This is a genomic window from Halobiforma lacisalsi AJ5, from assembly GCF_000226975.2.
GTDB lineage: Archaea > Halobacteriota > Halobacteria > Halobacteriales > Natrialbaceae > Natronobacterium > Natronobacterium lacisalsi.
Genome location: NZ_CP019285.1, coordinates 3,859,071 through 3,882,787 on the forward strand (window position 1 = coordinate 3,859,071; position 23,717 = coordinate 3,882,787).

The 23,717-nt window shown below is 64.1% G+C and carries 22 protein-coding genes and 1 tRNA gene; 9 read left to right on the plus strand and 14 right to left on the minus strand.

Annotated features, from left to right (window positions below; translation table 11 throughout):
• Position 1: 1 nt before the first annotated feature.
• Genes CHINAEXTREME_RS18795 through CHINAEXTREME_RS18805 form a run of 3 tightly spaced genes read right to left on the minus strand, consistent with a single transcriptional unit; the run spans position 2 to position 6,859 of the window.
• The gene (locus CHINAEXTREME_RS18795) at positions 2-583 is read right to left on the minus strand and encodes a DUF7287 family protein (RefSeq protein ID WP_007140691.1); all 582 of its coding nucleotides are present in this window, start codon (positions 581-583) and stop codon (positions 2-4) included.
• A gap of 40 nt (positions 584-623) precedes the next feature.
• A complete protein-coding gene (locus tag CHINAEXTREME_RS18800) occupies positions 624-2,708 on the minus strand; it encodes a type II secretion system F family protein (protein ID WP_029601593.1) in 2,085 nt (694 codons plus the stop codon).
• Positions 2,705-6,859: an ATPase, T2SS/T4P/T4SS family gene (locus CHINAEXTREME_RS18805; RefSeq protein WP_007140689.1), complete on the minus strand. Its 4,155-nt coding sequence runs from the start codon at positions 6,857-6,859 to the stop codon at positions 2,705-2,707. The genes CHINAEXTREME_RS18800 and CHINAEXTREME_RS18805 overlap by 4 nt, the downstream gene beginning before the upstream one ends.
• Positions 6,860-7,274: 415 nt before the next feature.
• On the opposite strand from CHINAEXTREME_RS18805, the gene CHINAEXTREME_RS18810 reads away from it, so the two are divergent.
• Positions 7,275-8,507 carry an acyl-CoA dehydrogenase family protein gene (locus CHINAEXTREME_RS18810; RefSeq protein ID WP_007140688.1) on the plus strand — a complete coding sequence of 411 codons (1,233 nt, stop codon included), beginning with the start codon at positions 7,275-7,277 and terminating at the stop codon, positions 8,505-8,507.
• Between the two features lie 203 nt (positions 8,508-8,710).
• Here the strand turns inward: CHINAEXTREME_RS18810 and CHINAEXTREME_RS18815 are convergent.
• From CHINAEXTREME_RS18815 to CHINAEXTREME_RS18825, 3 genes are all read right to left on the minus strand, one after another.
• Positions 8,711-8,783: transfer RNA gene (locus CHINAEXTREME_RS18815), tRNA-Arg, on the minus strand.
• A gap of 12 nt (positions 8,784-8,795) precedes the next feature.
• Entirely contained in the window at positions 8,796-9,104 is a 309-nt protein-coding gene (gene tatA / locus CHINAEXTREME_RS18820; protein ID WP_007140687.1) for a twin-arginine translocase TatA/TatE family subunit, read from the minus strand.
• A 207-nt stretch (positions 9,105-9,311) separates the two neighbouring features.
• Positions 9,312-9,716 (minus strand): nuclear transport factor 2 family protein, encoded by a 405-nt coding sequence (locus CHINAEXTREME_RS18825; protein WP_007140686.1) that lies wholly within the window; start codon positions 9,714-9,716, stop codon positions 9,312-9,314.
• 176 nt (positions 9,717-9,892) lie between these two features.
• On the opposite strand from CHINAEXTREME_RS18825, the gene CHINAEXTREME_RS18830 reads away from it, so the two are divergent.
• Positions 9,893-10,372 (plus strand): redoxin domain-containing protein, encoded by a 480-nt coding sequence (locus CHINAEXTREME_RS18830; protein WP_007140685.1) that lies wholly within the window; start codon positions 9,893-9,895, stop codon positions 10,370-10,372.
• Between the two features lie 93 nt (positions 10,373-10,465).
• Entirely contained in the window at positions 10,466-11,278 is an 813-nt protein-coding gene (locus CHINAEXTREME_RS18835; RefSeq protein ID WP_007140684.1) for an HD domain-containing protein, read from the plus strand.
• Positions 11,279-11,369: 91 nt separating this feature from the next.
• On the opposite strand, the gene CHINAEXTREME_RS18840 is transcribed toward CHINAEXTREME_RS18835, so the two are convergent.
• Complete coding sequence (locus CHINAEXTREME_RS18840; protein WP_007140683.1) at positions 11,370-11,600, minus strand: helix-turn-helix domain-containing protein; 231 nt, start codon at positions 11,598-11,600, stop codon at positions 11,370-11,372.
• Between the two features lie 164 nt (positions 11,601-11,764).
• Here CHINAEXTREME_RS18840 and CHINAEXTREME_RS18845 point away from each other — a divergent pair, with 164 nt between their 5' ends.
• Positions 11,765-11,959 carry a XapX domain-containing protein gene (locus CHINAEXTREME_RS18845; RefSeq protein WP_007140682.1) on the plus strand — a complete coding sequence of 65 codons (195 nt, stop codon included), beginning with the start codon at positions 11,765-11,767 and terminating at the stop codon, positions 11,957-11,959.
• A gap of 38 nt (positions 11,960-11,997) precedes the next feature.
• On the opposite strand, the gene CHINAEXTREME_RS18850 is transcribed toward CHINAEXTREME_RS18845, so the two are convergent.
• From CHINAEXTREME_RS18850 to CHINAEXTREME_RS18880, 7 genes are all read right to left on the minus strand, one after another.
• A complete protein-coding gene (locus CHINAEXTREME_RS18850; protein ID WP_007140681.1) occupies positions 11,998-13,302 on the minus strand; it encodes a 5'-deoxyadenosine deaminase in 1,305 nt (434 codons plus the stop codon).
• Between the two features lie 98 nt (positions 13,303-13,400).
• On the minus strand, positions 13,401-13,586 hold the full coding sequence (locus CHINAEXTREME_RS18855) for a hypothetical protein (protein ID WP_007140680.1): 186 nt from the start codon (positions 13,584-13,586) through the stop codon (positions 13,401-13,403).
• 166 nt (positions 13,587-13,752) lie between these two features.
• The gene (locus CHINAEXTREME_RS18860) at positions 13,753-15,594 is read right to left on the minus strand and encodes an FAD-binding protein (protein ID WP_007140679.1); all 1,842 of its coding nucleotides are present in this window, start codon (positions 15,592-15,594) and stop codon (positions 13,753-13,755) included.
• A 1-nt stretch (position 15,595) separates the two neighbouring features.
• Positions 15,596-16,474: a succinate dehydrogenase/fumarate reductase iron-sulfur subunit gene (locus CHINAEXTREME_RS18865; RefSeq protein ID WP_029601594.1), complete on the minus strand. Its 879-nt coding sequence runs from the start codon at positions 16,472-16,474 to the stop codon at positions 15,596-15,598.
• Between the two features lies 1 nt (position 16,475).
• Complete coding sequence (locus CHINAEXTREME_RS18870; RefSeq protein WP_007140677.1) at positions 16,476-16,841, minus strand: succinate dehydrogenase; 366 nt, start codon at positions 16,839-16,841, stop codon at positions 16,476-16,478.
• A complete protein-coding gene (sdhC, locus tag CHINAEXTREME_RS18875; RefSeq protein ID WP_007140676.1) occupies positions 16,841-17,269 on the minus strand; it encodes a succinate dehydrogenase, cytochrome b556 subunit in 429 nt (142 codons plus the stop codon). Before sdhC ends, CHINAEXTREME_RS18870 begins: the two co-directional genes overlap by 1 nt.
• 195 nt (positions 17,270-17,464) lie before the next feature.
• Positions 17,465-18,589 carry a succinylglutamate desuccinylase/aspartoacylase family protein gene (locus CHINAEXTREME_RS18880; RefSeq protein ID WP_007140675.1) on the minus strand — a complete coding sequence of 375 codons (1,125 nt, stop codon included), beginning with the start codon at positions 18,587-18,589 and terminating at the stop codon, positions 17,465-17,467.
• A 160-nt stretch (positions 18,590-18,749) separates the two neighbouring features.
• Here CHINAEXTREME_RS18880 and CHINAEXTREME_RS18885 point away from each other — a divergent pair, with 160 nt between their 5' ends.
• From CHINAEXTREME_RS18885 to CHINAEXTREME_RS18905, 5 genes are all read left to right on the plus strand, one after another.
• The gene (locus CHINAEXTREME_RS18885; RefSeq protein WP_007140674.1) at positions 18,750-19,499 is read left to right on the plus strand and encodes a GNAT family N-acetyltransferase; all 750 of its coding nucleotides are present in this window, start codon (positions 18,750-18,752) and stop codon (positions 19,497-19,499) included.
• A gap of 45 nt (positions 19,500-19,544) precedes the next feature.
• Entirely contained in the window at positions 19,545-19,973 is a 429-nt protein-coding gene (locus CHINAEXTREME_RS18890) for a VOC family protein (RefSeq protein ID WP_007140673.1), read from the plus strand.
• A 137-nt stretch (positions 19,974-20,110) separates the two neighbouring features.
• Positions 20,111-21,595, plus strand: coding sequence for a flippase (locus tag CHINAEXTREME_RS18895; protein ID WP_007140672.1), 1,485 nt, complete (start codon positions 20,111-20,113; stop codon positions 21,593-21,595).
• Between the two features lie 110 nt (positions 21,596-21,705).
• The gene (locus CHINAEXTREME_RS18900) at positions 21,706-23,040 is read left to right on the plus strand and encodes a RimK family alpha-L-glutamate ligase (RefSeq protein ID WP_007140671.1); all 1,335 of its coding nucleotides are present in this window, start codon (positions 21,706-21,708) and stop codon (positions 23,038-23,040) included.
• Between the two features lie 88 nt (positions 23,041-23,128).
• Positions 23,129-23,374 (plus strand): PRC-barrel domain-containing protein, encoded by a 246-nt coding sequence (locus CHINAEXTREME_RS18905; protein ID WP_007140670.1) that lies wholly within the window; start codon positions 23,129-23,131, stop codon positions 23,372-23,374.
• Positions 23,375-23,717 lie beyond the last annotated feature (343 nt).

Below are 23,717 nucleotides of genomic sequence, written 5' to 3' on the forward strand. Positions count from 1 at the left end.
ATCACCACACCCTCACGACAAGTCTGTAAGGCGGTTCTTCGCCGTCTACGAACGTTTCGTCCTCAAACGTGACGACTCGAGCCGAACTGGCCGCCGCTTGGTCGTCGTACTCAGTCGTCCTCGCAACGAGGTCTTCGCTCCCTGACTCGAGCGGACCCTCGTCGGATCTCGAAACATTGAGCGGTTCGACGCGGATGGATACGTGATCGTAGTGAATGTCCTCCGACGTATCGGCTCGAAGACCGACCAGTTCGGCGAGATCGCCGTCGATATACACGTCTTCGAATTTGTCTCCATCGAGTTCATTCGGCGATCCTCCCGTCGAGAGGTTCTCGACCACCCTGTCCGCGATCCGGTCCGCCTGGGCCGTCTCGGCCCCGCCCGTCGAGGTGTCGTACGGCGTCACGATCGACGGCAGGAAGGCGAAGACGAACGCGATCGCGAGGATGAAGATGCCGATCCCGACCGCGAAGTCCTGGGTCGTCTGTCCGCGGGTCCGCGTACGCGATGGACTCGAGACGGATGGAGACACGGAGTCGGAACCAGCCACCTGGGTTCGGTCGCTCTCGTCTCGTTCGTTCACCCGTCTGCCCGTTCGGCGTCGATTGCTCCCCCCGATCATGTTAGGCCACCAGCGTCCAGCCGACCAGTGCGATCGTCGAGAGCGCGACCGCGTACTTCAGGCCGCTCAGGATGTCCGCGTCCCGCATGTATCCGCAGATGAACCCCGAGATGATCCCCTGTAACGTCACTGCATGGAAGAACAACACCGACAGCATATCGACGTTGATGTTGTCGCTCAGGTCCGCCTGGGCGAGTTCGCCGCCGCCACCCGCCGCGTCGACGTCGCCACCGCCGGCCTCGAGACCGGCCATCGTATCGATGAACTGGGTCTTGAGGATCGCGATCACCGCCAGGACGGTCATGAACGTCATGATGATGATGACGACCTGCATCCGAGTTCGGGACTTGCGTTCCCGTTCGATGTCGTCGTGATTCTCGCTTGCGCGGGCCGCGGTTCGGAGCACGTCGGTGATCTGGTTCGAGGCCTCCTGTGCTTCCGTGATCAACCGTGTCGTTCGGGCGAGCCGCGGAATGTGGTACTTGTTATTGAACTCGATCAGGGCCGCCTTCAGGCTCGTCCCGTAGTTGACCTTCGTGTGCATCATCTCGAACTCGCGGGCGAGTTTCCCGCTCGTCGTCTCCGCGACGGATTTGAGCGACTCGAGCAGCGTCAGCCCGGTATCGTTCGCGCTCGAGAGTTTCCGGAGATCCTCCGAGAGCTGGTTGACGACGGTGTTTCGGTGCCGGACGTTCCACTCACGGAAGATCGAGAGCGGGATAGCGACGATGTACAGCGGGACGTAGACGTAGACGAACGTGCCCCAGATGGGGTTGGCGACGAGTCCGTCCCAGGAGGTGGGCGCCGAGCCGTTCACCATCGCCGTCGCAACGACTACGAGCGCCGTCGGGACCGTCAGCGCCAGGGTAAACAGCGGGTTGTCCCGGAAGAAGAGATGCGGTTGTTTGAGCACCTCGAGCGTCGCGTGGGTCCCTTCGCGGTTCTTGATGCGGGCGAAGACGCTGTAGTCGCCGGTAAACTGTTCAACCAGTCCGAGATCGAGCACGCCACCCTGGGTACCGGTCTCGGTCCGGTCGCCGGCTTCGCCGACGTTCATCGAGAGGTAGCCGTCGCCGGGTTCGTCGTGTTTGACGGTCGAAACCAAAACGAGGAAGCCGATCCCCGTCAGCGGAATGAGGCCGTAAACCGTCATATACAGCATCTCGTTGGTCACGTCCGCCTGCGGGATCATCTGCATGACGACCATAATGATGATCAGAAGCAGTGGGAAAAGCGACAGCGTCATGTACATCTCGCCGAACAGCTCGAGCGTTTCGAGCGTGAGCTCCTGTTCCTGCTTGGCGGTTCGCATGTGCTTTTCCTTCTTGTCCTCGAGGAAGCTCTCCATGTCGCCACCGCTGTTGACGATCGAGAGCATGTCGGTCAGGAACTGCGAGAGTTCGTCGCTGGGCGTCTCGAGGGCCTGCTTCCGGATAGCGGTCCGGTAGTCGACGTCGAAGTACTCGGTCTCTTTGACGATGCTCTGGAACTCCTTTGCGACCTCGCCGTAGGTGTCGTCGGCCTGGGCCATCGCGTCGATGATCTCGAGCTGGTTCAGCCCGCCCACCGACAGCGCGTACATAAACGAGACCGAGTCGGTCAACAGCATGTTGATCTCGCGCTTGCGGGCGGACGCACGCGAGTACGGGATCGCGACGAGTGAGCCGAACCCGAGCGCGAACCCGATCGTCCCGAAAATCAGCCCGGTAGAGAAGACCAACGCCGGGACGCGAAGCGCGTCGAGGATCTCGATCAGCGTCTGGTTCTGCATCGGAATCCCCAGCAGTTCGTCGACGGTGACGAGCCCGGTCGCGAAGATCCCGTAGCCGAGGGTCAGCCCGATCAGCCACAGCGCGAGGCCGCTGATGAATCCGATCCCGAGCGCCCGGGAGAGGTAGAGTTCGACCGTATCCGTCATCCGGGCCTGCCCGAGTTTGGTTTCGACGTCGGCGACGAACTCGCCGTCATCGTCGAACAGCCGATCGTACAGCGGATAGAACGCATCGCCGAGTCCGTCCGCGCTGCTCGCGCCGGATCCGCTGGCGCTCACTCCGGATCGAGCGCCATCGTCGGTTCCTAGACTCATGCGTCGTCCTCGTCGGGGTTGCGTTCGCCGTTGTCGGTCGAGTCACCGCTGCCGTGGAAGATCGACTCCTCGCCGGCCTCGGATGGGTCGTCGAACAGGGACTCGTCGTCGCCGTCCGACCCGGCGGAATCGGCCGCGTCGTCGAATACGGGGTCGCGCTGGCCGCCGAACGTGTCGTCGGAGCCGAAGATCGAGTCGTTGTCGTCGTCGATCTCCGTTTCAGTTTCATCTCCGGAGTCAGTGTCGGTGCCGGTGTCGGTGTCGGAGGCCGATGAATCGGTGTCGGCGGTTTCGTCGACCGGTCCGGCGGCGACCACGTCCACGTCCTCGTCCTCGTCTTCGTCCTCGTCCTCGTCCCCGTTTCCGTCGGAGTCGTGGTCCGGCCTCGACCGGTTTCGCTCGTCGTCGGGCTCTCCCGGTGCGGAACCGTCGTCGCCTGCCCGTTCGTCCGGCCCGTCGTTGTCCTCGGCTTCCTCTTCGTCGATCTCGATCGTCGGTGGCTCACGACCGTACTCGGACGAATCGTCCGAGTCATCGGACTCGTCCGTGCCGCCGGACTCCGTCGACTCGGTCGCGTCCTCGTCGATCTCGATCGTCGGTGGTTCCCGGTCGGTGGTCGATCGACCGGTGCTTTCGTCGTCGGAGCCAGAGCCGGTGCTGGAGTCGCGGTCGGCATCGGTGTCAGTGTCAGTGCCAGTATCGAATCCTCGCACGGATTCCGACCCCGAGGGGGCTTGCTCGGCCCTGTCGTTCTCGAGTTCGTCCGTAAAGTCCGTCGAGGTCCCGTCGTCGGAGTCGGGATCGAAGATCGACTCGAAGTCACCCTCGGAGACGGAGAAGACCGGTGGATCCCCGGTTTCCCCCGAGCCTCCGTCGTCGTGATCCGACCCGTCGGTCTCGGCGGTCTCGGCGGTCTCGGCGGTTTCGAGTTCGTCCAGCGTCTCGCCCATGTCGTCGAACAGGCCGCCAAAGTCACTTTCTTCCGGATCGTCGGAGGGGAAGACCGTAGAGTCGTCGGCGGAACTCGAGTCGTTCCCGGCTTCGATGCCGGTGGCAGGGCCGGAGAGCGTCGAACCCGTCGATCCCGCCGAACTCTCGAACGGACCGGTTTCCTCGTCGGTTTCGGTCCCACCGCCGGCCGTCTCGACGCCGACGACGGCTCCGGTCTCGGACCCGCTCTCGTCGGCGACATCGAGTTGCGTCTCGGCTTCAGTCTCGGCCTCGACCTCGGCGTCGAACGCCCCGGTCGCGTCCGCCTCGGCTCCGCCGATGCCACCGGCGCCGGCGTCGTCCGCCGATCCCGAAGCGGTCCCGGCATCCGCGGTCACGCCGCCGTCGCTGCCGTCGCCACCGACCTCGAACCCGTTATCCTCGGACAGCCAGGCCGGCGACTCGTCGCCCCCACCGGCTCCGAACGCCGTCGATCCGTCTTCCGGGTTCCAGGCGTCCGTCTCGAGGGCATCATCCAGGTCCTCGGGTTCGAACGGGCCGGCGTCCGCGTCGGCTTCGGTCCCGGTCTCGGTCTCGGTCTCACCCTCGACCTCGATCGTGTCGGCGTCGTCGACGTCCGAGAGCGCACTGGCGAGACCGCTGGGAACCCTGCCGCGGTACTCCTCGAACAGCGATTCTTCGGCCCGCTCGAGGATGTCCATTGACGTGTTGTAGGTCTCGGTCGTCGCCTCCGGCCGGGGAACCAGTTCCTCTTTCTCCTGGTCGACGTCGATGAGGACGCTCTCCATCTCGCGGAGGTCCTCGAGGCTCTCCTCGAGTTGGCCGTTGGCGATCAGGGTGAGGATGGTGTCGGGGTCGTTGATGAACGCCTGGACCGTCGCCGCGACCTCGGCGTAGGTATTCAGTTCGTTTTTGATGAGATAGGCGAGGATGACCTCCCGTTTGAACAGTTCCTCCTCGAGTTTCTCCGTGCTCCAGCCCCGGTCGAACTGGATCTCCTCGAGGGTGTTCGAGTCTCCCATCTTGAGGAACTCGTCGGTTTCGGCCTGCCACTGGTAGACGTCCTGGACGTTGATCTCGTCGTTTTCGGCCTCGTAGTGGTTGATCTCGGTCAGGGACTTGTTCCGGCGGACCTTCCGGCCCTGGACGCGGGTCTGGGTCTGGATCGAAACGAGGTCCAGCGCGGTGAACATCGTCTTCGAGACGTTGATCGGGTCCGTCGTGAACCGCTTGAGCACCTCGTCGACGGAGTCGGCGTGGAAGGTCGTGTAGGTGGTGTGGCCCGTCGACATGACCTGGAACAGCGTTCGACCCTCCTCGCCGCGGATCTCACCCATGACGATGTAGTCGGGCCGCTGGCGGAGCGCGGCCTCGAGCAGGTCGAACTCGTCGACGTCACCCTGTTCGTCGTCCGCGAACGAGGGACGGGTGACGCTGGCGATCCAGTTTCGCTGGGGGAGTTCGACCTCGCGGGTGTCCTCGATCGAGACGATCTTGGCGTTGCTCGGGATGAAAAGCGAGACGGCGTTCAGCGAGGTCGTCTTCCCGGACGCGGTCCCGCCAGCGAAGATCAGACTCTTGTGGTTCTCGATGCAGAGCCAGAGGAACGCCATCTCGTCCAGCGAGAAGGTGTTCCAGTTGATGAGGTCGATCGGAGTGAAGGGGACGTCCTTGAACTGGCGGATCGTGTAGTTGGTCCCGTGATCGGAGACCTCCTGACCGAGCGTAAGCTGGGCACGTGAGCCGTCGGGGAGGGTCGCGTCGACCTGCGGGAGCCGTTTGCTGATCCCCTTCCCGGACCGCTGGGCGAGTTTGACGACGAAGTCGTCGAGTTCGTCCTCGCCGTGGTAGATGTTCGAGATGATCTGCTCGTACTCCGAGTGGTAGACGAAGACGGGCGAGTTGTATCCGTCACAGGAGATGTCCTCGACGTTGATGTCGTGTTTGATGCCGTCGATGCGTTCGTAGCCGATGAAGTTCCGTTTGAGCAGGTAGAGCAGTTTCTCGACCTGGTATTCCGTCAGCGTGTCCGGATCGTCGGCGAGGATCGCCGGCTCCGGGCGGACGGAGATGCCCTCGAGTTCGGCCGGTCCGTCGTCCTCGTCGTCCTCGTCCTCGTCGTCGTTGAGAAGGCGTTTGACCGTCTCAATGATACCAGCGTCGGTGCTTCCGGACGTCTCCTCGAAGAGGTCGTACCGCTGTAAGAGCCGACGGGTTTCGTCCTCGATGACCGTCCGCCGGCCGTCTTCGTCGGCTTTCTCTTTGACTCCGTCGTCGGAATACTTGATCGCCGTCCTGAGTTTGCCCGAGAGGAACTCCTGGAGCTCCTCCTCGATTTCGTTCAGGTACGGCTCGATCACGTAGTACTTCTTCTCGTTTTCCTTCTCCGAGTGGAAGATAACGACGTAGGCGTAGGGTTTGTTCACCCAGTAGCGCTCGACCTCGCGGAAGTGTTTCTTCTTCTCCATCGGAACCGCCTTCTCCAGGTCGTAGCGGTTCGACAGCGTCGTGTTCCCCGCGGCGGTCGAGAAGAACTCGTCCTCTTCGATGTCATCCTGGACGTTGACCGTCCGCTCGTCGACGACGTCGTCCAGTTCCATCGCGATGTCCTCGCCGATCGACAGCCGCTCCTCGAGCGTGTCCGGATCGAACCCGAGCGCCTCCTCTTTGTCGTGGGGGACGACCTCGCCGTCGCTGTCACGGGGTCGAACGCCGTTCTCGTCGTAGTAGTACTCCCACTTGTAGTGTTCCCAGGTCCAGACGTCCTTGACGACTGGCGTCGTCTCGGGATCGACGTACTCGAGGAACTCGGTCTCGAGGAGGTCGTGGTTGTCGCCGGCGATCGGGAGCACGCGGTCGACGAGATCGTCCGGATGGTAACCCAGGTAGGCTTCCGGATCGAACTCGACTGCGTCCCAGTCGTCGCCGCTCGGGGGTGACGGCTCGATTTCCTCGTCGGTCTCGAGTCCGAGCTGGCCGCCGCCTTCACGGCCCGGATCCGGGTCGTCGGGATAGAGAGAGGAGACTTCGTCGCCGTAGCCGTACTCGTCCATGAAGTCCGCCCACGTGTACTCCCCGACCCGAGCCGACGGTTCCGACTCGCCGCCTTCGGGGGTTCGTTCCGCCTCCGACACAGCGTCGGACGCCTCGCCCTCGGAGAAGTCCCCGGCGTCCGACCGGTCGGCCTCGTCAATAGCCATTACATTCAAGCAAATACTCACCCTTCAAAAAGGTCACGTGGCCATTACCATATCTGATAACGCAAACACTGTCGGCCGTCACTGGGGATGACACGCCGGATTCCGCCACTTCGATAGCGCTGCCAGTAACTATTGGCATCGGACATCTCCAGATCGTATCATTCCCACAATGATTTCTATCAGACATTATACGGGAGACCGACCCGCTGAAACGAACGCGGACGGTTCGGCCGGCAAACAGCCCGAATCGGCCCCAGGCTGACGTCGACGCGTGGCTCGGCGTCGCGCGGCCCGGTCAGACAGGCCATCAATGTAAATCTCGGTTAAATATATTCATGAGTTGTTAATCAATTTCGCCATTTCACTTTCAGATGGCAGCCAGCAACTATACCATCGGCGGACCAAAAGCCAACGTATGGAGTACGCAGACTCGAGTCAGGCGCAGAGGGTCGCCGAGCGAGCCCACGCGCTGATGGAAGAGGTCGTCCTCCCGATCGAACGCGAACGGGCCGGCGGAATGGCACTCTCGAGCGGGACCATCGCGGAACTGCGCGAGGCCGCACGCGAGTACGACGTCTACGCACCCCAGATCCCCGAAGAGTACGGCGGGATGGGTGTGGGCTTTCGGGACTCGCTCCCGGCCTTCGAGGAAGCCGGCCGGAGCCTGCTGGGACAGGTCGCGATGCGCGTCGACGCTCCCGACGAAGGGAACATGCACCTGCTGGAACTGGCCGGGGACGAGCTCCAGAAGGAGACCTACCTCGAGCCGCTGGTCGCCGGCGATATTCGCTCAGGATTCTCGATGACCGAACCGATGCAAGGGGCCGGATCGGATCCGAAGATGATCCGGACGACGGCCGAGAAGGACGGCGACGAGTGGGTCATCGACGGCCACAAGTGGTGGACCACCCAGGGCGTCGAGGCGGACGTGCTGATCGTTCTTGCCCGGACCGACGAGGACGCCCACCCCTACCAGGGGTGCTCGCTGTTTCTCGTCCCCGCGGACGCCGACGGCGTCGAGGTCGTCCGCGACATTCCCCACATGGGCGGCGGTTCGCTGGGCGTCTCACACGCCGAAATCCGGTACGACGGGGTCCGGGTCCCCGAAGAGCACCTGCTGGGCGAACGCAATCAGGGGTTCGTCCACGCACAGGAACGGCTCGGACCCGCGCGACTCACCCACTGCATGCGCTACTCGGGGATGGCCCAGCGCTCGCTCGAGATCGCGAAGGCCTACCTCAGCGAGCGCCAGGGGTTCGACTCGACGCTCTCGGAGAAACAGTCACTGCGCCATCGGATCGCCGACGCCGAGACGCGGCTCCACGTGGCCCGCACTGCGATCCGAGATGCCGCGGATCGGATCGCCGCGGGGAAGGAGGCGCGCGTCCCCGTCTCGATGTGTAAAGTATTCACCGCGAACGTCACCCAGGAGGCGATCGACCTCGCGGTGCAGTGTTGTGGGGCCAACGGCATCGGGAAAGACCTCCCGCTATCGGACTTCTACGAGTCGGTCCGCCAGTTCCGCATCGTCGACGGCGCGGACGAAGTCCACCGGCGCGTCATCGCGCGTGCTGCGTTCGAGGACGTAAACGAGGAGGAACTCGAGCCGCTGACGCGGTTCGGCGATCCGAACCGGCGAACGGAGTGAGACGTGAGATCGCCGACCGGCCGCTCGACCGCTCGAAACTGACGATCGAGTCCGAGTATCGACCTCGGGGGTGCTCGGGACGGTGATGCGAGCAAAGGGGCGTGGCGGGATTCGAACCACGCGAACGGCTCGCTTCGCTCGCCGTTCTCTCGTTCGAATCCCGCACGGTCCGTTATCGGCCTCGCTATCGCTCGGCACGATAACGGGCGTGGCGGGATTCGAACCCACGATCAGAAGGTTAGGAACCTTCTGCCCTCTCCGCTAGGCCACACGCCCCGAAAAATACGGTTAGTTGGTCTCCGTTTCGGTTTCCGTTTCCGTCTCGGTCTCGTCTTCGCTCGTGACTGGCTCGGTGTCGACGAAGTCGTCGTCCTCCTCGTCGAGGTCGTCGAACTCGCCAGATTCACGCATCTCCTCGAGTTCCGTTTCGACCTTTTCACGCCCCTTCTGGAATTCGCCCATGGCCTCGCCGGTCGACCGGGCCAGCTTCGGGATTTTGTTGGCCCCGAACAGCAAGATGGCGATGAAAAGGATGATCAGTAGTTCCGGACCCCCGGGTGCGCCGGGGATGAACAGCGGTGCGATTTCGGCTACCATCTCTATGCGTGGCTTACCCGCTGGCAATTATAACCTTTTTGGACCGCTCAGTTAAACAAGAGTCAGCGACGCCCTCGTGAGGGCGGAAACCCGTCCGAAAGCGTTCAACCGGTCTTCGGTAGCGACGATTCGGTCCGCATGTCCCTCCGTGCCCGGCCTGCACGGGCCGGCATCGCTCCGATCGTCCTCGCGCGCGCTGCTTTAGAACTAGAACTCGCCCGAGAGGCCGAACGACGCGCGCGACTCGGCGATCCGCCAGCCCTCGTCGACGCGCCGATACTCGTCGACGTACCGACCCTGTCGCCACCCCTCGTTGCCGTCGGCGTCCCGATAGCACAGGAGGAGGTACCACCGACCGGTCGCTGTATCGTCGGACTCGAGTTCGACGACGGAGTTCGCGACGAAATGTGCCGTGTAGTCGTACAGGGAATCGAACGTCCCGGTAGCGAACGCCTGGAGTTCCTCGTGGCCCTCGTAGGACTGTTGGCCCTCGAGGACGAATCGACCGTCTTCGGTGAACAGCGAGACCCATCGATCGTAGTCGCCGTCGTCGATGGTATAACAGTAGTCGTACTTCAGCCGGTGAATGGCCTCGCGCGTCGACGTGGTCATAGTGGAAGGATCGAACGGCGAGGGGATAAGCGTAGGCGGTCTTCCGGAGACGCACTCGGCGTCGCCAATACCGTCTCGAGCACCGTATCGACGCCCTCTACAGCCGGCCCCTCCTGAACGTCCGAACTAATTTGGTAACGAAACAGTCTTTCACGCCGAACGGAAACTAGCCACCGATGGTAGAAACTGGAGACGCTGCACCCGATTTCACCGCACCGCTTGCGAACGGCGACGTCGAATCCTTCACGCTCTCCGAGCGCCTCGAGGACGAAGCACCGATCGTCCTCGCCTTCTTCCCCGGTGCGTTCACGAGCGTCTGCACCGCGGAGATGTGTACGTTCCAGGACCGGCTGTCCGCGTTCGACGACGTCGATGCCGAAGTGTACGGCGTCAGCCGTGACTCCCCGTTCACGCTCAACGAGTTCCGCGCGCAGAACGACCTCGAGTTCGGGCTGATCAGCGACCTCAACAGGGAGGTCGTCGACCAGTTCGGCGTCGAGATGGACTTCACCGACCTGGGCGTCCACGGCGTCGCGAAGCGGTCGGTCTTCGTGATCGACAGCGACGGTGAGATCACCTACTCGTGGGTCAGCGACGACCCCGGCGTCGAGCCGGAGTACGTCGAGGTCGAAGCGGCCGCCGAAGACGCCGCGTAAGCCGACCGGCGATCCCCCGATTCCGTCCTCCCGTCGACGCGGAAATTTCGGAGCCGGCACAGGGTTTTTCTAACCGGCCGCCGTCGTTTGGCTATGAGCGACTCTGGTACCGAAGCGGACTCTCGTCGCATCTATTCTCCCAATGCAGAACACGAGTTCCCCGACGAAAAACTGAATCGCGTCCTCGAGTTCGTCGAGAACGACGAAGAGATCCAGACCTATCTCGAGGCCCAGAACGTCAACGCGGTCGACCGGATGCGGTACAACGATCACGGCGTGAAACACATCGAGATCGTTCGCAACCGCGCGCTGTGTCTGTACGATCTGCTGAAAGGCGGCGGCGTCGAGTTCCACGCCGGCCAGCAGGGACTCGCGGAGGAAGACGAGTCGGTGATCGTCGCGCTGGCCGCGACGCTACACGACGTCGGCCACGTCGTCCACCGCGACGAACACGTCTACTACTCCATCCCGCTGGCCGCGGACATCCTCGATCGGATCCTCCCCGAGTTCTACGACGTCGCGGAGACGGTCCGGATGAAAGGCGAGATCCTCCACGCGATCCTCTGTCACCACACCGCGGAGACGCCGCTGACGACGGAAGCGGGCGTAATCCGCGTCGCCGACGCCCTGGACATGGAGAGCGGTCGGTCGCGGATCCCCTACGAACACGGCGGCCGCGGGATCAACACGCTCTCGAGCCAGGCGATCAAGCGAGTATCGCTCCACGAGGGCGACACCCGGCCTGTGATGGTCGAGATCGCGATGACCAACGCCGCGGGCGTCTACCAGGTCGACAACCTGTTGAAGGCCAAACTCCGGGACTCGGGGCTCGAGGACGAGATCCGGATCGTGGCGGTCAACACCAACGAGAACCGGGAGCAACTGGTCGAACGGATCGAACTCTGATTCGGCGGTAGCGTTCCGTTTCTCCGATCGAACGCCGAGCGAGGAGTCGACAGTCCCGCGCTCGAGCGGCGGATCCCGGAAAAACCGGCCGTTACGTGCGGGCCAGTTCGAACCCGTCGTCCGTCCGTTCGAGGTGTCCTCGCTTGCGGAGCGTCCCCGTAATCGAGAGGACCGTACTCTTCGAGAGGTCGAGGTCCGTACAGAGTCGATCGGCGGGACACCGTCCGTAGGACGAGAGATAGAGGTAGACGAGTTTCGCGCGCGGCGACTCGAGGTCGGCTGGCATCGATACGTCCTGTGTCGACGTCGCAGTCGTCTGCATACGAGACAGTCCTGTTTTCGACAATAATAAAGTTCAGTGTCGACGATAGTCGAAAACTCGACGGCCGAGAGGTCGTCGAGCGTGGGGAACGGAAGTAGGCCGAAGTGGGTCGGGCCGCGACTCCAGTTCGGAGGATTTTCGTTCGTCCCGCCCCGTTGACCGATATGAATTACGAGCTCATCTTACTCGGTCTTGCTACGGGCGCAGCAACGGGCGGCTTCTTCGCGTTGTTCGATGTCCCGATCCCTGCACCGCCCGAACTGCCCGGACTCATGGGTATCGTCGGGATTTACCTCGGATACAAGCTCGTCGACGCGGCGGGGATCACGGCCAACGTATCGAGCTGGCTCGGACTGTAAGGCGGTCGTCGATCGTCGAAGGACTTTTCGTCGACCTGTTAGGGGGCGACCTCGAGGTCGGCGGCGAATTCGCGGGCGCGATCGAGAATTGCGTCGGCGTCGGCGACGAGCACCTCCCCGTCGTCCAGCAGGACCTCGCCGTCGACCATCGTGAACTGAACGTCGTCCCCGCGGGCGGCGAACACGAGATGCGAGAGGACGTCGTGGATCGGGGTCGCGCGCGTCAGGTCGGTCTCGAGCCCCACGATGTCGGCTTTCCACCCCTCGCGGAGCGCGCCGACCCGGTCGAAGCCGGCCGCGCGGGCGCCGTTTATCGTCGCCATCTCGAAGACCGTCGGCGCGGGCAGCGCCTGGGGCTCGAGCCGTTCGACCTTCTGGAGGAGGCTGGCCTGTCGCATCTCAGTGAACGGGTCGAGCGTGTTGTTACACGGCGGGCCGTCGTTGCCGAGTGCGACGTTGATGCCCCGATCGAGGTAGTCGTGGATCGGCGCGACGCCGCTCGCCAGTTTCATGTTCGAGGACGGGCAGTAGGTGACGTTGGTGCCGGTTTCCGCGAGCACCTCCCGTTCGCTCTCGTCGGTCCAGACACAGTGGGCGAGGACGACGTCCTCACCGGTCAGTCCGACCTCGTCGAGCCAGTGGACGTTCCGCCGACCGGTCTCCTTCTCGACGGTGGCGACCTCGTCCCGATTCTCGCTCGCGTGCGTGTGAATCCGAACGCCGTCGTACTCGTCCGCGAGGGCTCGCGATCCCCGGAGACACTCCTCGGTACAGCTGACGGCAAAGCGCGGGGTCAGCGCGTAGCGGATACGCCCGTCCGCGGCGCCGTGGTACCGCTGGATGAGCCGCTCGCTCTCCGCGAGGGCCTCGTCGGTGTCCTCGAGCAGTCCGTCGGGGGACTCCTTGTCCATCATCACCTTCCCGAGTCGACCGCGGATCCCCAGATCGCGGGCCGCCTCGAAGGCCTCCTCGGCGTGATGCACCGAGAGGTGGTCGATGCAGGTCGTCGTCCCGCTCTCGATCATCTCGAGGTAGCCCAGTTCGGCCGCGGTCCGCATCTCCTCGGCCGACAGCGAGGCCTCCATCGGCAGGACGTAGTCGAACAGCCACTCGAGCAGGGCGGTGTCGTCGGCGATCCCACGTCCCAGGCTTTGGACGGAGTGAACGTGTGCGCCGACGGTTCCCGGAGCGAGCAGGTCGTACGAACGGCGTTCGTGGTCCGGATAGCGTTCGATACAGTCCGAGCGGTCCCCGACTGCGACGATTCGGTCGTCCTCGACGACGACGGCACCGTCCGCGATCACGGTGTCCGCGTCGGCAATGACAGTCCCCGACAGCAACATACCGAACCACGATAGCCGTTCGCGGCTCTTATCTCTATGGATTCGTCGGGCGAGGTTCACAACTGGGCGAGAGACACAGAGAAGACGGTTTCGAACCGTTACGACTCGAGCGCCATCGACAGCTTCGATAGCCCCCACGCCAGCGAGACGAGGAACACGAAGGTTAGGTATCCGACTACGAGCGGGACCGCGATCACCGGCAGCGACTCGTAGAATACGTAGGCGGCCGCGACGAGCAACGGGACGAAAACGAGATTCGCGTAGACGAATCGCGCGATACTCATTTGGCGACGTTACTCCGGGGAGACGGATAGCCCTGCTGGTCTCGTGGTTGGAGCGAAACGGGAAGAGAAGGGACGAAAGCAAAGCAAAGCAAAGCACCGAGCAGGGAATCGGCCGACTCCGACGTTGGAATCGCGAACTACGAGTATCGAGCCGTAAACAGCGCAGTCAGTAGCTGCGTTCTTTCGGCTCGTAGGTCTTGTCCTGACCCTCGAGGATGACCGGACGGTACCAGACGGACGGCTCGCCGCCGTCCCAGGAGACCATCGTGTGCTTGAGCCAGTTCTCGTCGTCGCGGATCTGGTTCTCCTGGCGCCAGTGGGCCCCGCGGAACTCGTTGCGGACCAGGGCACCGAGCGCGATCGTCTCGGCGACGTCGATCAGGTTCCGCGTCTCGATCGTGTGCTGGAGGTCGGTGTTGAACGTCCGCGATGGGTCGTCGACGTAGACGTTCTGATACTCCTGGCGACACTCGCGGATGATCTTCAGCGCTTTCTTGATGCCGTCCTCGGTCCGGAAGACGTTGACGTAGTCGGTCATCGCCTGCTGGAGCTTCGAGCGGATCTCGGCGTGCTGGACGCCCTCGTCGCGATCCAGCAGGCGGTCGACACGGGCCCGCTCGCGCTCGACGGCGCGTTCGAGCAGCCCCTCGGCGTCGGCGGCGACGCCGCCGTCCGCCGCGATGGCCTCGTCGACCTCGTCGAGGCCGGCCTTGCCGGGCGTGACCGGGAACTCGGTGTCGTCCTCGTCCTCGGCGTCGTCGCCGTACCCGGTCCGGATCTCGGGCTCGCCGAGATCGTCGCCGGCGGCGTGGCGACCGGCGCGCTTGCCGAAGACGATCAGCTCCGGCAGGGCGTTGCCGCCGAGTCGGTTGCCGCCGTGGACGGAGACGCAGGCACACTCGCCGGCCGCGTAGAGGCCGTTGATACAGGTCTGGCCGTTCTCGTCGGTCTCGATGCCGCCCATCGCGTAGTGCTGGCCGGGCTTGACCGGCATCGGCTCGACGAGCCCATCGACCCCCTCGAAGTCCTCTGCCAGGTGCAGAATGTTCTCGAGGCGGTCCATGATACGCTCCTCGCCGAGATGGCGCATGTCGAGGTGGACGTACTCGTCCTCGATGCCCCGCCCCTCGTCGACTTCGGTGAGTTCGGCGCGGGCGACGACGTCGCGGGAGGCGAGTTCGCCGGAGTTGTTCGCGTAGCCGTACTCGAACATGAACCGCTCGCCCTCGCTGTTGTAGAGGATGCCGCCCTCCCCGCGGACGCCCTCACTGATGAGGACGCCGGTCGACGGCAGCGACGTGGGGTGGAACTGGATGAATTCCATGTCCTCGAGCGGGGCGCCCGCACGGTAGGCCATCGCGTGGCCGTCGCCGGTACAGGAGACGGCGTTCGTGGTGTGGTCGAACGCCTGGCCGGGGCCGCCGGTCGCGAGGACGACGCCCTGGTTGGCTTTGAAGCCCTCGATGTTGCCGGACTGGACGTCGTAGGCGACGACGCCGTGACACTCCCGATCGTTGGGATCGGGCTCGTCCGTCGTCGCGAGGTTCATCACGTACCACTCGTCGTACACCTGGATGCCCCGCTTGACGACCTGCTCGTACATCGTGTGCAGCAAGTGGTGGCCGGTTTCGGCACCGGCGTACGTGGTGCGGGGGTACGAAAGCCCGCCGAACGGGCGCTGGGAGACGCGACCGTCCTCCTCGCGGGAGAACGGCATCCCCCAGTGCTCGAGGTGCATCGTCTCCTCGGGGGCGTCCTGGGCCAGCGTCTCGACTGCCGGGGCGTCGCCGAGGTAGTCCGACCCCTTCATCGTGTCGTAGGCGTGCAGTTCCCAGTCGTCGCCCTCCTGGAGTGCGGCGTTGATCCCGCCCTCGGCCGCGCCGGTGTGGCTGCGGACCGGGTGGAGTTTCGAGACGAGTGCCGTGTCGGCTCCCGCTTCGTGCGCTGCGATCGCGGCTCGGAGGCCGGCGCCGCCCGCGCCGACCACGATGACGTCGTGTTCGTACATATTACCAGAATTTGAGGTTCTTCTTGACAGCCTCCCGCTTGAGTTCCTGGATGTGCTCGGTTAGCGGGATGTCTTTCGGACACACTTCCGTACAGGAGAACTGGGTCTGGCACCGCCAGACGCCGTGTTCCTGCTCGAGAATGCGGAGTCGGTGCTCTTTGATCTCCTCGCTCTCGCGGTCGTCCATCGCGAACTTGTAGGCCTTGTTGATCGCCGCCGGGCCGAGGTACTTGTTGTCGCCGGCCGCGATGTTACACGAGGACATACAGGCGCCACACCAGATACATCGCGAGGACATCTTGATCTTCTCGCGGTTCTCCGGACTCTGGCGCTGCTCCTCGAGGTCGCTGACGTCGGGCGTGTCTTCGTCCTGGAAGTACGGCTCGACGGCGTGCATCTGGTCGTAGAAGTGGCTCATGTCGACGACCAGGTCCTTGACGACCTCCTGATGGGGCAGCGGTTCGATGCGAACCGGCTGCTCGAGATCGGAGATCTGGGTCTTGCAACCGAGTCGCTGTTTGCCGTTGACGAAGAAGGCGTCGGAGCCACAGACCGCCTGTCGACAGGAGTGGCGGAACGTAAGCGAGGAGTCGTACTCGTCGCGGGCGTACATGACCGCGTCGAGGACGGTCATCCCCTTCTTGAAGGGGACGTGGAAGTCGTCGAAGCGGGGTTCCTGCTTGCCCTCGACTTCGGGGTCGTACCGGAACACCTTGATGTGGACCGTCTCCCCCTCGAGTTCGGCCCGTTTCTCGGACTCCTCGTCGATCGCGCCCGACTCTTTCTCGGCGAGGCGGCGGTCTTGGGGCGACTGGGCCCCTTTCATGTCCGGATCTTTCGGTGCTTCCTGCGTCTCGGGTTCTTGTTGTTGTGTACTCATGTTAGGTCCACCCGGCCATAGCGAGTGCGACGTAGGTTCCCTGGACGATCAGCGCGCCACCAGCGATAACAAGGACTGCGAGTACTACTTTCTTCGGGGTTCCGTCGAGACCCTGGTTGACGAGTGCGTTGTAGACGCCGTTGACGCCGTGGAACGCCCCGGCAATCAGGAACAACACCATCGTCAGGAAGTAGCCAACGTTCTGCATCCGCGCCTGCGTGCCGAGGAAGGTCACTTCGTAAGCGTGGTTGACGAAGTGTAGCTGGAAGAAGTGAAACGCGAGGACGACGACGAGAAACGCCGCCGTGATTCGCTGGAGCAGCCACGCGGTCCCGCCGGGGGCGAAGGAACTGTAGCGTTCGGCCATTAGAGGCCCACCCCCGAGAGGAACGTCGGAACGCTCGCGACAGTGATGACCCCCGTCAGGATCAGCGAGGCGTAGAAGCTCTTGTCCTGTGCCTCGAGCCCGATGCCGAGGTCGACCATCAGCAGTCGGAGCCCATTCAGGATGTGGAAGACGGCGACGGCGAGCAGCCCGACCTCGAGGACGCGGATGATGAACAGGTCCTCGAGCCCCTGCAGCGTCGTCGTGTAGACGTCCGTCTCCGCCTGAATCATCGCTGGATCACCGCTCGCTGCGCCGATTGCCGTACTCAGCACGGCGATGTGGGTGAACAGGTAACCGATCAGCATCCACCCCGTGAACTTGTGGAAGATCCACGCCCACATCCCGGCCTTGAACTCTTTCCAGCGGCCGAAATCCTCGATGAGGCCGCGGTTGTAAGACTGACTCATGCGCTCATGTGGACCGTTTGACCGTGAGGGTATAGAAGTTACTTTTGTCGCTTCCAATTACCGCCACTACCGAGTCACTCGTTGGAAACTCGCGGTGTGCGTGAGCGCGAACCGAACCCGTTCGGCTCGAGCGCACATCGAACCGGAATGTCACGCGTCGGATCCGTTCAGCCGGGAAGACCGACCGCTGTCCGGTCAGTCCCGCAGTCGCGACCGGGACCGTGCCCTGCCCTCGCCCCGTTCCCGCTCGAGCGCGGTCAGGGTGTCCTGGGAGAGGCCGACGAGGTGACACAGCGGGTTGCCGGGGTAGACGACGGGGTTCTCGAGTACGCCGACGATGAGGCCGGTAAACGGCGCTTCGACGGTCTCGATGTCGTCCTCTTCCTTGAACGGGTTCGTGATCGAGCAGATCACCTCGTCCTCCCGAACGAGTTCGCCGCGGCCGCGTTTCATGTCGACGATGCCGCCCGCGTCGGCGCGGATCCAGGTCTTCTCGTCGTCGTCGTCGATGACGGTGCGCCAGCCGGGCCAGTGAACGGCCGAGTCGCGGTGACAGCCGAACTCGGCCAGTACGCTCGCGACGCCGGTCAGCGCGCGATCGATGAGGCGCCGCTGGAAGCGGTGGGCCTCGCCCATCTCGATCGTGATCGTTGGCACGCCCGCGTCGGTCGCTTCGCGGCGGAGGGTCCCCGACGGCCCCTCACCGGCGATGATGACGTTGGAACTGAAGGCGTTGGCGACCCGGGCGACCGTCGGATCGTCCATGTTCGCCCGGACGTGGAGCATGTTCGTCCGGCCGCGGGTGGAGGTGTGGAAGTCGAGCCCGAGGTCGCAGGGTTCGATGAAGTTCGTGAAGATGCGGTGGGCCATCCGCCTGGCGCTCGTCGATCCCTCCCGGCCGGGGAACGACCGGTTGAGGTCCCGGTCGTAGATGGGCAGGTATCGTTCCTGGGCGAGGAAGCCGGGGACGTTCATCACGGGCAGGCAGACGAGCGTCCCGTGGAGGTCGGCGTGGTTCCAGTCGTGGGCGACCTCGCGGACGACCTCGATGCCGTTCAACTCGTCGCCGTGGGCCGCGGCCGACAGGAAGACCGTCGGGCCCGGCTGCTCGCCGTTGACGATCGTCACCGGGATGCGGACGGGATCGCCCAGGTACGTCTCGCTGATACCGTACCGGATGTTGGCCGATTCGCCGGGGTCGACCCGGCCGCCGTTGTACGTGAACGGTTCGGGATCGTCTCCATTGGCGTCCAGATCGGGGGGCGTGACTGTTACCCCGTCGGGGGGCTCGAGGTCGTCGCGGGGGACGTCGTCGCTCATATCCCCCGCTGGACGGGACGAAACGTGAATCTTGCCCTCCGAATTACGTCCCCGTACGGTCGCGATCGGTTTTTGGATGAACGGGCACCGAATGGCCGAGGTGGTGGAAAATCTCTCCCCGTAACCATACGTTTTATACGAGGGGGTGGTACGCCCCCGCATGGAAATTCGTGAAGCAACTACCACGGACGTCGACGCCGTCCGCTCGATCGCCGAGGAGTCGCTCAACTCTACGTATACGGACTTCCTCGACGAGGAAACGATCGACGAGGCGATCGAGCAGTGGTACGGGGAGGGGTTCGTGGACTTCCTCGAGGACGACCACGCGCTCGTGCTCGTCGTCGAACGCGACGGCGAGGTCGTCGGCTTCTCCCAGAGCGAACTGGTCGGACAGCGATACGGGACGGGACAACTCCAGTGGCTCCACGTCGCCCCCGATCAGCGCGGCGACGGCACCGGGGTCCGACTCCTCGTCCGGACCCGCGAACGGCTGCTCGAGGAGGGGGCGGATCAGGTCGTCGGGTTCGTTCTCGCCGACAACGAGGGCGGCAACCAGTTCTACCGGGACCATGGCTTCGAGCGAGCGGGCCAGCGCGAGGTCGAAATCGGCTCCGAGACGTTCACCGAGAACGTCTACGTCGAGAGCGACCTCGGGGACGAGGGCTGGGGTGCCGTCGACGAACTCGAGGTCGACGGCGAAAGCGTCTACGTCAGCTACGGAGAAGCCGCTCGCGGTGCCAAAGCCCCGTTCTACAGTACCTACAGCACGGCGGATCGGGAGGAGGTGTACGCGTGGCTCTGTGGGAACTGCGACTCGCTGGACAACGCCATGGACACGATGGGGCGTATCGAGTGCAACGTCTGTGGCAATCGGCGGAAGGCGACTCGGTGGGACGCCTCGTACCTGTAGTCGGGCGAGGCCCACTGTTTTGTCGGTTCGACGACTGAACGGCGTATGGACGATACCGCCGATACCGGACGGCTCGGACGGCTCCACCATATCGAACTGTACGCTTCCGAGTTCGCGACGACGGTCGACTTCTGGGCGTGGTGGCTCACCGAACTCGGGTACGAACCGAAAGACGACTGGGACGGCGGTAGGTCCTGGCGGAACGGCCCGACGTACGTGGTGCTCGTCGAGGCGGACGACGAGAGGCCCCCGTTCGACCGGCGGTCGCCCGGCCTGAATCACCTCGCGTTCCACGCCGATACCCGACAGCGGGTCGACCGCCTTACCGACGGCATCCGTCGCCGGACGGACGCGCAGGTGCTCTACGAGGACCAACACCCCTACGCAGGCGGCTACTACGCGCTCTACTGCGAAGGACCCGAAGGAGTCAAACTCGAGGCCGTCGCGTCCGACGCGAAGCAGCGGCGCGAGTAGGACGAGCGTATCCTTCGAATAAGCACAGGTTTCGCCCGCAAGCGGGCGGCTTGCTCGTTGTTTACCCCGCATTACAATTGCCCGATCGGGCGTCCTCGAGGACGACGACCGCGGCGGCGTCGGTCGTGCGCTTCTCTATGAGTTCGAGTACACGCAACCGGATCGTTCGCGGGTTCAAGGCGACGCTCGTCTCGAGGGCGGTCTACATGCTCTCGAGCGCGCTGTTGATGTTCGTCCTCGCGCGCATCCTCGAGCCCGACGGCTACGGGGCGTTGTACTGGGCGATCGGGGTTCTGATGGTCGTCCAGTTGCTCGCGGATCTCGGCATCGGGAAGTCCACCGCGCGGTACATTTCCGAATACCGCGAGAAAGACGAGGGACAGATCCCACACCTGCTACGGTCGGCCGTCGCGTATCAGCTGATCGTCCTCGCGGTAGTCGCGTACGCGCTGCTGGTCTTTCACGATCGGATCGCGGTCCTGCTCGGGGACCCGGAGGCGGCCCCGTTCCTGGCGGCCGGCGTCCTCTTCATCGTGGCAAACTCCGTTAGCGGCTTCTCGATGATGGCGTTCCAGGGGTTCAATCGCCTCGGGTACAGCGCCGCGGTGCAGGCAGTCAGCGGGGCGACGCGACTCGTCTTCGCCGTCGGCTTCGTCCTGCTTGGGTTTGGCGCGCTCGGTGCCTTGTTCGGCTACATCGTCGGCTACGCCATGGCCGGAGCGTTCGGGGTCGGCGTTCTCTACTTCAAGTTCTATCGGACCTACGAACCCGCCGAGGAGTACGAAGAGGGACTCTCCAGGCGACTGGCCGAATACAGCGTTCCGCTGACGGCAACCCGCAGCGCGAACGTCATCGACAAGCGCCTCGACATCGTTCTCGTCGGGGTCTTCCTCCCCTCGGCGGCCGTGGGGTTCTACCAGCTCGGGAAACAGGTCGTCGACTTCGTGCTCGCACCCTCGGAGTCGCTCGGGTTTACCATCTCGCCGAACTTCGGCGAACAGAAAGCGAACGACCAGCTCGAGCAGGCCCGCCGGATCTACGAGGAGTCGCTGACCCACACGATGCTGGTCTACATCCCCGCGGCCGCCGGACTCGTGCTGGTCGCCGACCCGTTCGTGACCATGGTCTTCCCGGAGTACGAGGGGGCCGTTCCCGTGCTGCAGGTCCTCGCGGGGTTCGTCGTCCTCCAGGCGATCACGAACCTGACCAGCGACAGCCTGGATTACCTCGGACGCGCCCGCTCCCGCGCGATCGCGAAGGGAGTCACCGCGGTCACCAACTTCGGACTGAACCTGGTGTTGATCCCGACGATCGGGGTCGTCGGCGCGGCGCTCGCGACGGTCGCGACCCACTCGGTGTACGTCGCGGTGAACCTCTACATCGTCCACGAGGAGCTTTCGCTCCGGCTCGGGCGGCTGGCACGATCGATCGGGACGATCTGTGCGATCACGCTCGTGATGGCCATCGCCGTCTCGCTCGTGACCCCGCTGGTCTCGAACCTTCCCATGCTGGTCGGCGCGATCGCGCTCGGGGCAGCCACGTGGGCCGTCCTCGCGGTGGCCAGCGGCCTGCTCGATCCTACCGAAGTCCGGGCCGTCATCCGGTCCGAGGGGAGCCACTGAACCGGCGGCCTCGAGGGGTCGACCGGGAGCCTTCGGCGACGACCGAGGACGGGCGCGTCCGCTTGCGGTTCCCTATCAATACTTATCCCGGCGGTCGGCATCTAGTGTGTATGATCGACGATCCCGTCACTGTCGGCGTCCTGAGTTTTCACACGAGCAAAGAGACGAAAGCGATCCTCAACGCGGTGGAGGAACTGGGCCACGACACGGCGTGGCTTCGAACCGAGAACACGTCGGTTAGCATCGTCGACGGAAGCGTCGTCTTGGAGCCCGACGTCGACGTGATCGCGAACCGAATGCTGCTGTCGAACACCGAACAGCCCTGCGAAGAACTGGGACTGGCGAACACCTTCGCACAGCTCGTTCCGATGCTCAACGAGCCGACGACGGTACTCACCGCCATCCACAAGCTCTCGACGGCGACGGCGCTTGCGAGCCAGGACGTTCGCACGCCGAACGTGACGCTCGCGCTCAGCAGCGACACGCTGAACGCCGCCCGCGATCGGTACGGCGAGGAGGCGGTCTACAAGACCGCGATCGGCACCCACGGCGGCGGGACCTGGAAGGTCGGGCCGGACGAGCCGGTCAACGCCCAGGTCGGGAACCGCTACGCCTTCCTGCAGGAACTCGTCGACCGCGAGGACGTTCGCCACCGGGATCTCCGGGTCTACGTCGTCGACGGCGAGATCGTCGCCGCGATGTACCGGTACGCGCCGGACAACGACTGGCGGACGAACGTCGCACTCGGCGGCTCCGTCGAGGACGCGACCGGAGACCTGCCCGACGAGGCCGCGGAGATGGCGGTCCGGTCGGCCGACGCGATCGGCCTCGACTACGCGGGCGTCGACCTCGTCGAGGGCGACGAGGGGTGGTTCGTCCTCGAGGTCAACCCGACGGCCGGATTCAAGGGGCTCTACCAGGCGACGGGCGTCAGTCCCGCTCCCCGGATCGCGAAACTGGCGATCGAACGGGCGGGCGGCGACGTCGACGACGAGCGGGTCGACGAGCTATCGCGTGTGCTAGACGACTCGCGGCCGACGGCCCAGCCGGTGCAGCAGACGTCGACCGACACCGAACCCGCCGTCATCGGCTACATCGAAGAGGTCGTCCTCTCGGGTACCAGCGGGTCGTCGACGGTCCGTGCGAAGTCGGACACGGGGGCCACCCGGACGAGCATCGACACGGGCCTCGCCGCGGACATCGGTGCGGGACCGATCAAGTCGATCACCCGTATCAGGTCCGGGAGCAGCAAGACAGCGAAGAGCCGTCCCGTCGTCGACGTGGTCGTCGGCGTCGGCGGCAACCAGCACACCGTCACCGCGAGCGTCGAGGACCGGAGCCACATGGACTACCCCGTCCTGCTCGGCCGGGACATCCTCGAGAACTACCGGGTGGACGTGAGTCGGCGCATCGACGGTGGCGACGACGATACGCCGGAGGAGTAACGGATCACTGAAAACTGGAACTGCGACCGTCCGGGGCCGACCCGCCCGACCAGTTGTTTTATTTACCTTTCTGCCGAACCGTCGAGGTATGACGACGGTCCTCGCTTCGACGCTCTCCGATACCCCAGTGCTCGGCTCCGACGGAACCGAGATCGGGACGGTCCACAACGTGACGATGGACGTCGAAACTGGCCACCTGGCGCACCTCCTCGTCTCGCCGGCGACAGAGCGGAGCTACGGGTTCGCTCGGACGGAGGATGGGCAGCTCCGGGTTCCTGCGGGCCGGATGGTAGACGTCGGCGACTACGTGGTGATCGATCGTTCCGTCGAGTAAGAAGGAGCGACGCGGTCACCGACCGATCACGAACACCCCGGATATGACTTCCTGTCCTTCACAAATACAAACTTTTATTCCAACTTTCGGAGATCCAAAGAGGAGAAACGGAATCGGTATTCGGGGACAGTGCATCGAATTTATGGATACGATATCGCTGACCATCGACGAGACCGTCCGTCAGTATGGGAACGCTCGTCCGGGAAGCGATCGAACGGATGCGCGTGACCGACGTCAAAGTCGCTGCGGACGACGGACAGCAAACCCGGTATCACTGCCTGAGTGGCCGGAATCTTCGAAAGCTGGAACCGGAACCGACCCCTGCCGCCACCGTTCGAGCGAG

Excerpts from the sequence above, each read along its gene's own strand:
- CHINAEXTREME_RS18810 (WP_007140688.1), top strand. The coding sequence starts at position 7,275 with ATGGAGTACGCAGACTCGAGTCAGGCGCAGAGGGTCGCCGAGCGAGCC.
- CHINAEXTREME_RS18885 (WP_007140674.1), top strand. The coding sequence starts at position 18,750 with ATGGAAATTCGTGAAGCAACTACCACGGACGTCGACGCCGTCCGCTCG.
- CHINAEXTREME_RS18865 (WP_029601594.1), bottom strand. The coding sequence starts at position 16,474 with ATGAGTACACAACAACAAGAACCCGAGACGCAGGAAGCACCGAAAGAT.
- CHINAEXTREME_RS18905 (WP_007140670.1), top strand. The coding sequence starts at position 23,129 with ATGACGACGGTCCTCGCTTCGACGCTCTCCGATACCCCAGTGCTCGGC.
- CHINAEXTREME_RS18870 (WP_007140677.1), bottom strand. The coding sequence starts at position 16,841 with ATGGCCGAACGCTACAGTTCCTTCGCCCCCGGCGGGACCGCGTGGCTG.
- CHINAEXTREME_RS18855 (WP_007140680.1), bottom strand. The coding sequence starts at position 13,586 with ATGAGTATCGCGCGATTCGTCTACGCGAATCTCGTTTTCGTCCCGTTG.
- CHINAEXTREME_RS18800 (WP_029601593.1), bottom strand. The coding sequence starts at position 2,708 with ATGAGTCTAGGAACCGACGATGGCGCTCGATCCGGAGTGAGCGCCAGC.
- CHINAEXTREME_RS18895 (WP_007140672.1), top strand. The coding sequence starts at position 20,111 with ATGAGTTCGAGTACACGCAACCGGATCGTTCGCGGGTTCAAGGCGACG.
- tatA (WP_007140687.1), bottom strand. The coding sequence starts at position 9,104 with ATGGTAGCCGAAATCGCACCGCTGTTCATCCCCGGCGCACCCGGGGGT.
- CHINAEXTREME_RS18835 (WP_007140684.1), top strand. The coding sequence starts at position 10,466 with ATGAGCGACTCTGGTACCGAAGCGGACTCTCGTCGCATCTATTCTCCC.
- CHINAEXTREME_RS18860 (WP_007140679.1), bottom strand. The coding sequence starts at position 15,594 with ATGTACGAACACGACGTCATCGTGGTCGGCGCGGGCGGCGCCGGCCTC.
- CHINAEXTREME_RS18900 (WP_007140671.1), top strand. The coding sequence starts at position 21,706 with ATGATCGACGATCCCGTCACTGTCGGCGTCCTGAGTTTTCACACGAGC.
- CHINAEXTREME_RS18880 (WP_007140675.1), bottom strand. The coding sequence starts at position 18,589 with ATGAGCGACGACGTCCCCCGCGACGACCTCGAGCCCCCCGACGGGGTA.
- CHINAEXTREME_RS18845 (WP_007140682.1), top strand. The coding sequence starts at position 11,765 with ATGAATTACGAGCTCATCTTACTCGGTCTTGCTACGGGCGCAGCAACG.
- sdhC (WP_007140676.1), bottom strand. The coding sequence starts at position 17,269 with ATGAGTCAGTCTTACAACCGCGGCCTCATCGAGGATTTCGGCCGCTGG.
- CHINAEXTREME_RS18850 (WP_007140681.1), bottom strand. The coding sequence starts at position 13,302 with ATGTTGCTGTCGGGGACTGTCATTGCCGACGCGGACACCGTGATCGCG.
- CHINAEXTREME_RS18825 (WP_007140686.1), bottom strand. The coding sequence starts at position 9,716 with ATGACCACGTCGACGCGCGAGGCCATTCACCGGCTGAAGTACGACTAC.
- CHINAEXTREME_RS18840 (WP_007140683.1), bottom strand. The coding sequence starts at position 11,600 with ATGCAGACGACTGCGACGTCGACACAGGACGTATCGATGCCAGCCGAC.
- CHINAEXTREME_RS18805 (WP_007140689.1), bottom strand. The coding sequence starts at position 6,859 with ATGGCTATTGACGAGGCCGACCGGTCGGACGCCGGGGACTTCTCCGAG.
- CHINAEXTREME_RS18830 (WP_007140685.1), top strand. The coding sequence starts at position 9,893 with ATGGTAGAAACTGGAGACGCTGCACCCGATTTCACCGCACCGCTTGCG.
- CHINAEXTREME_RS18890 (WP_007140673.1), top strand. The coding sequence starts at position 19,545 with ATGGACGATACCGCCGATACCGGACGGCTCGGACGGCTCCACCATATC.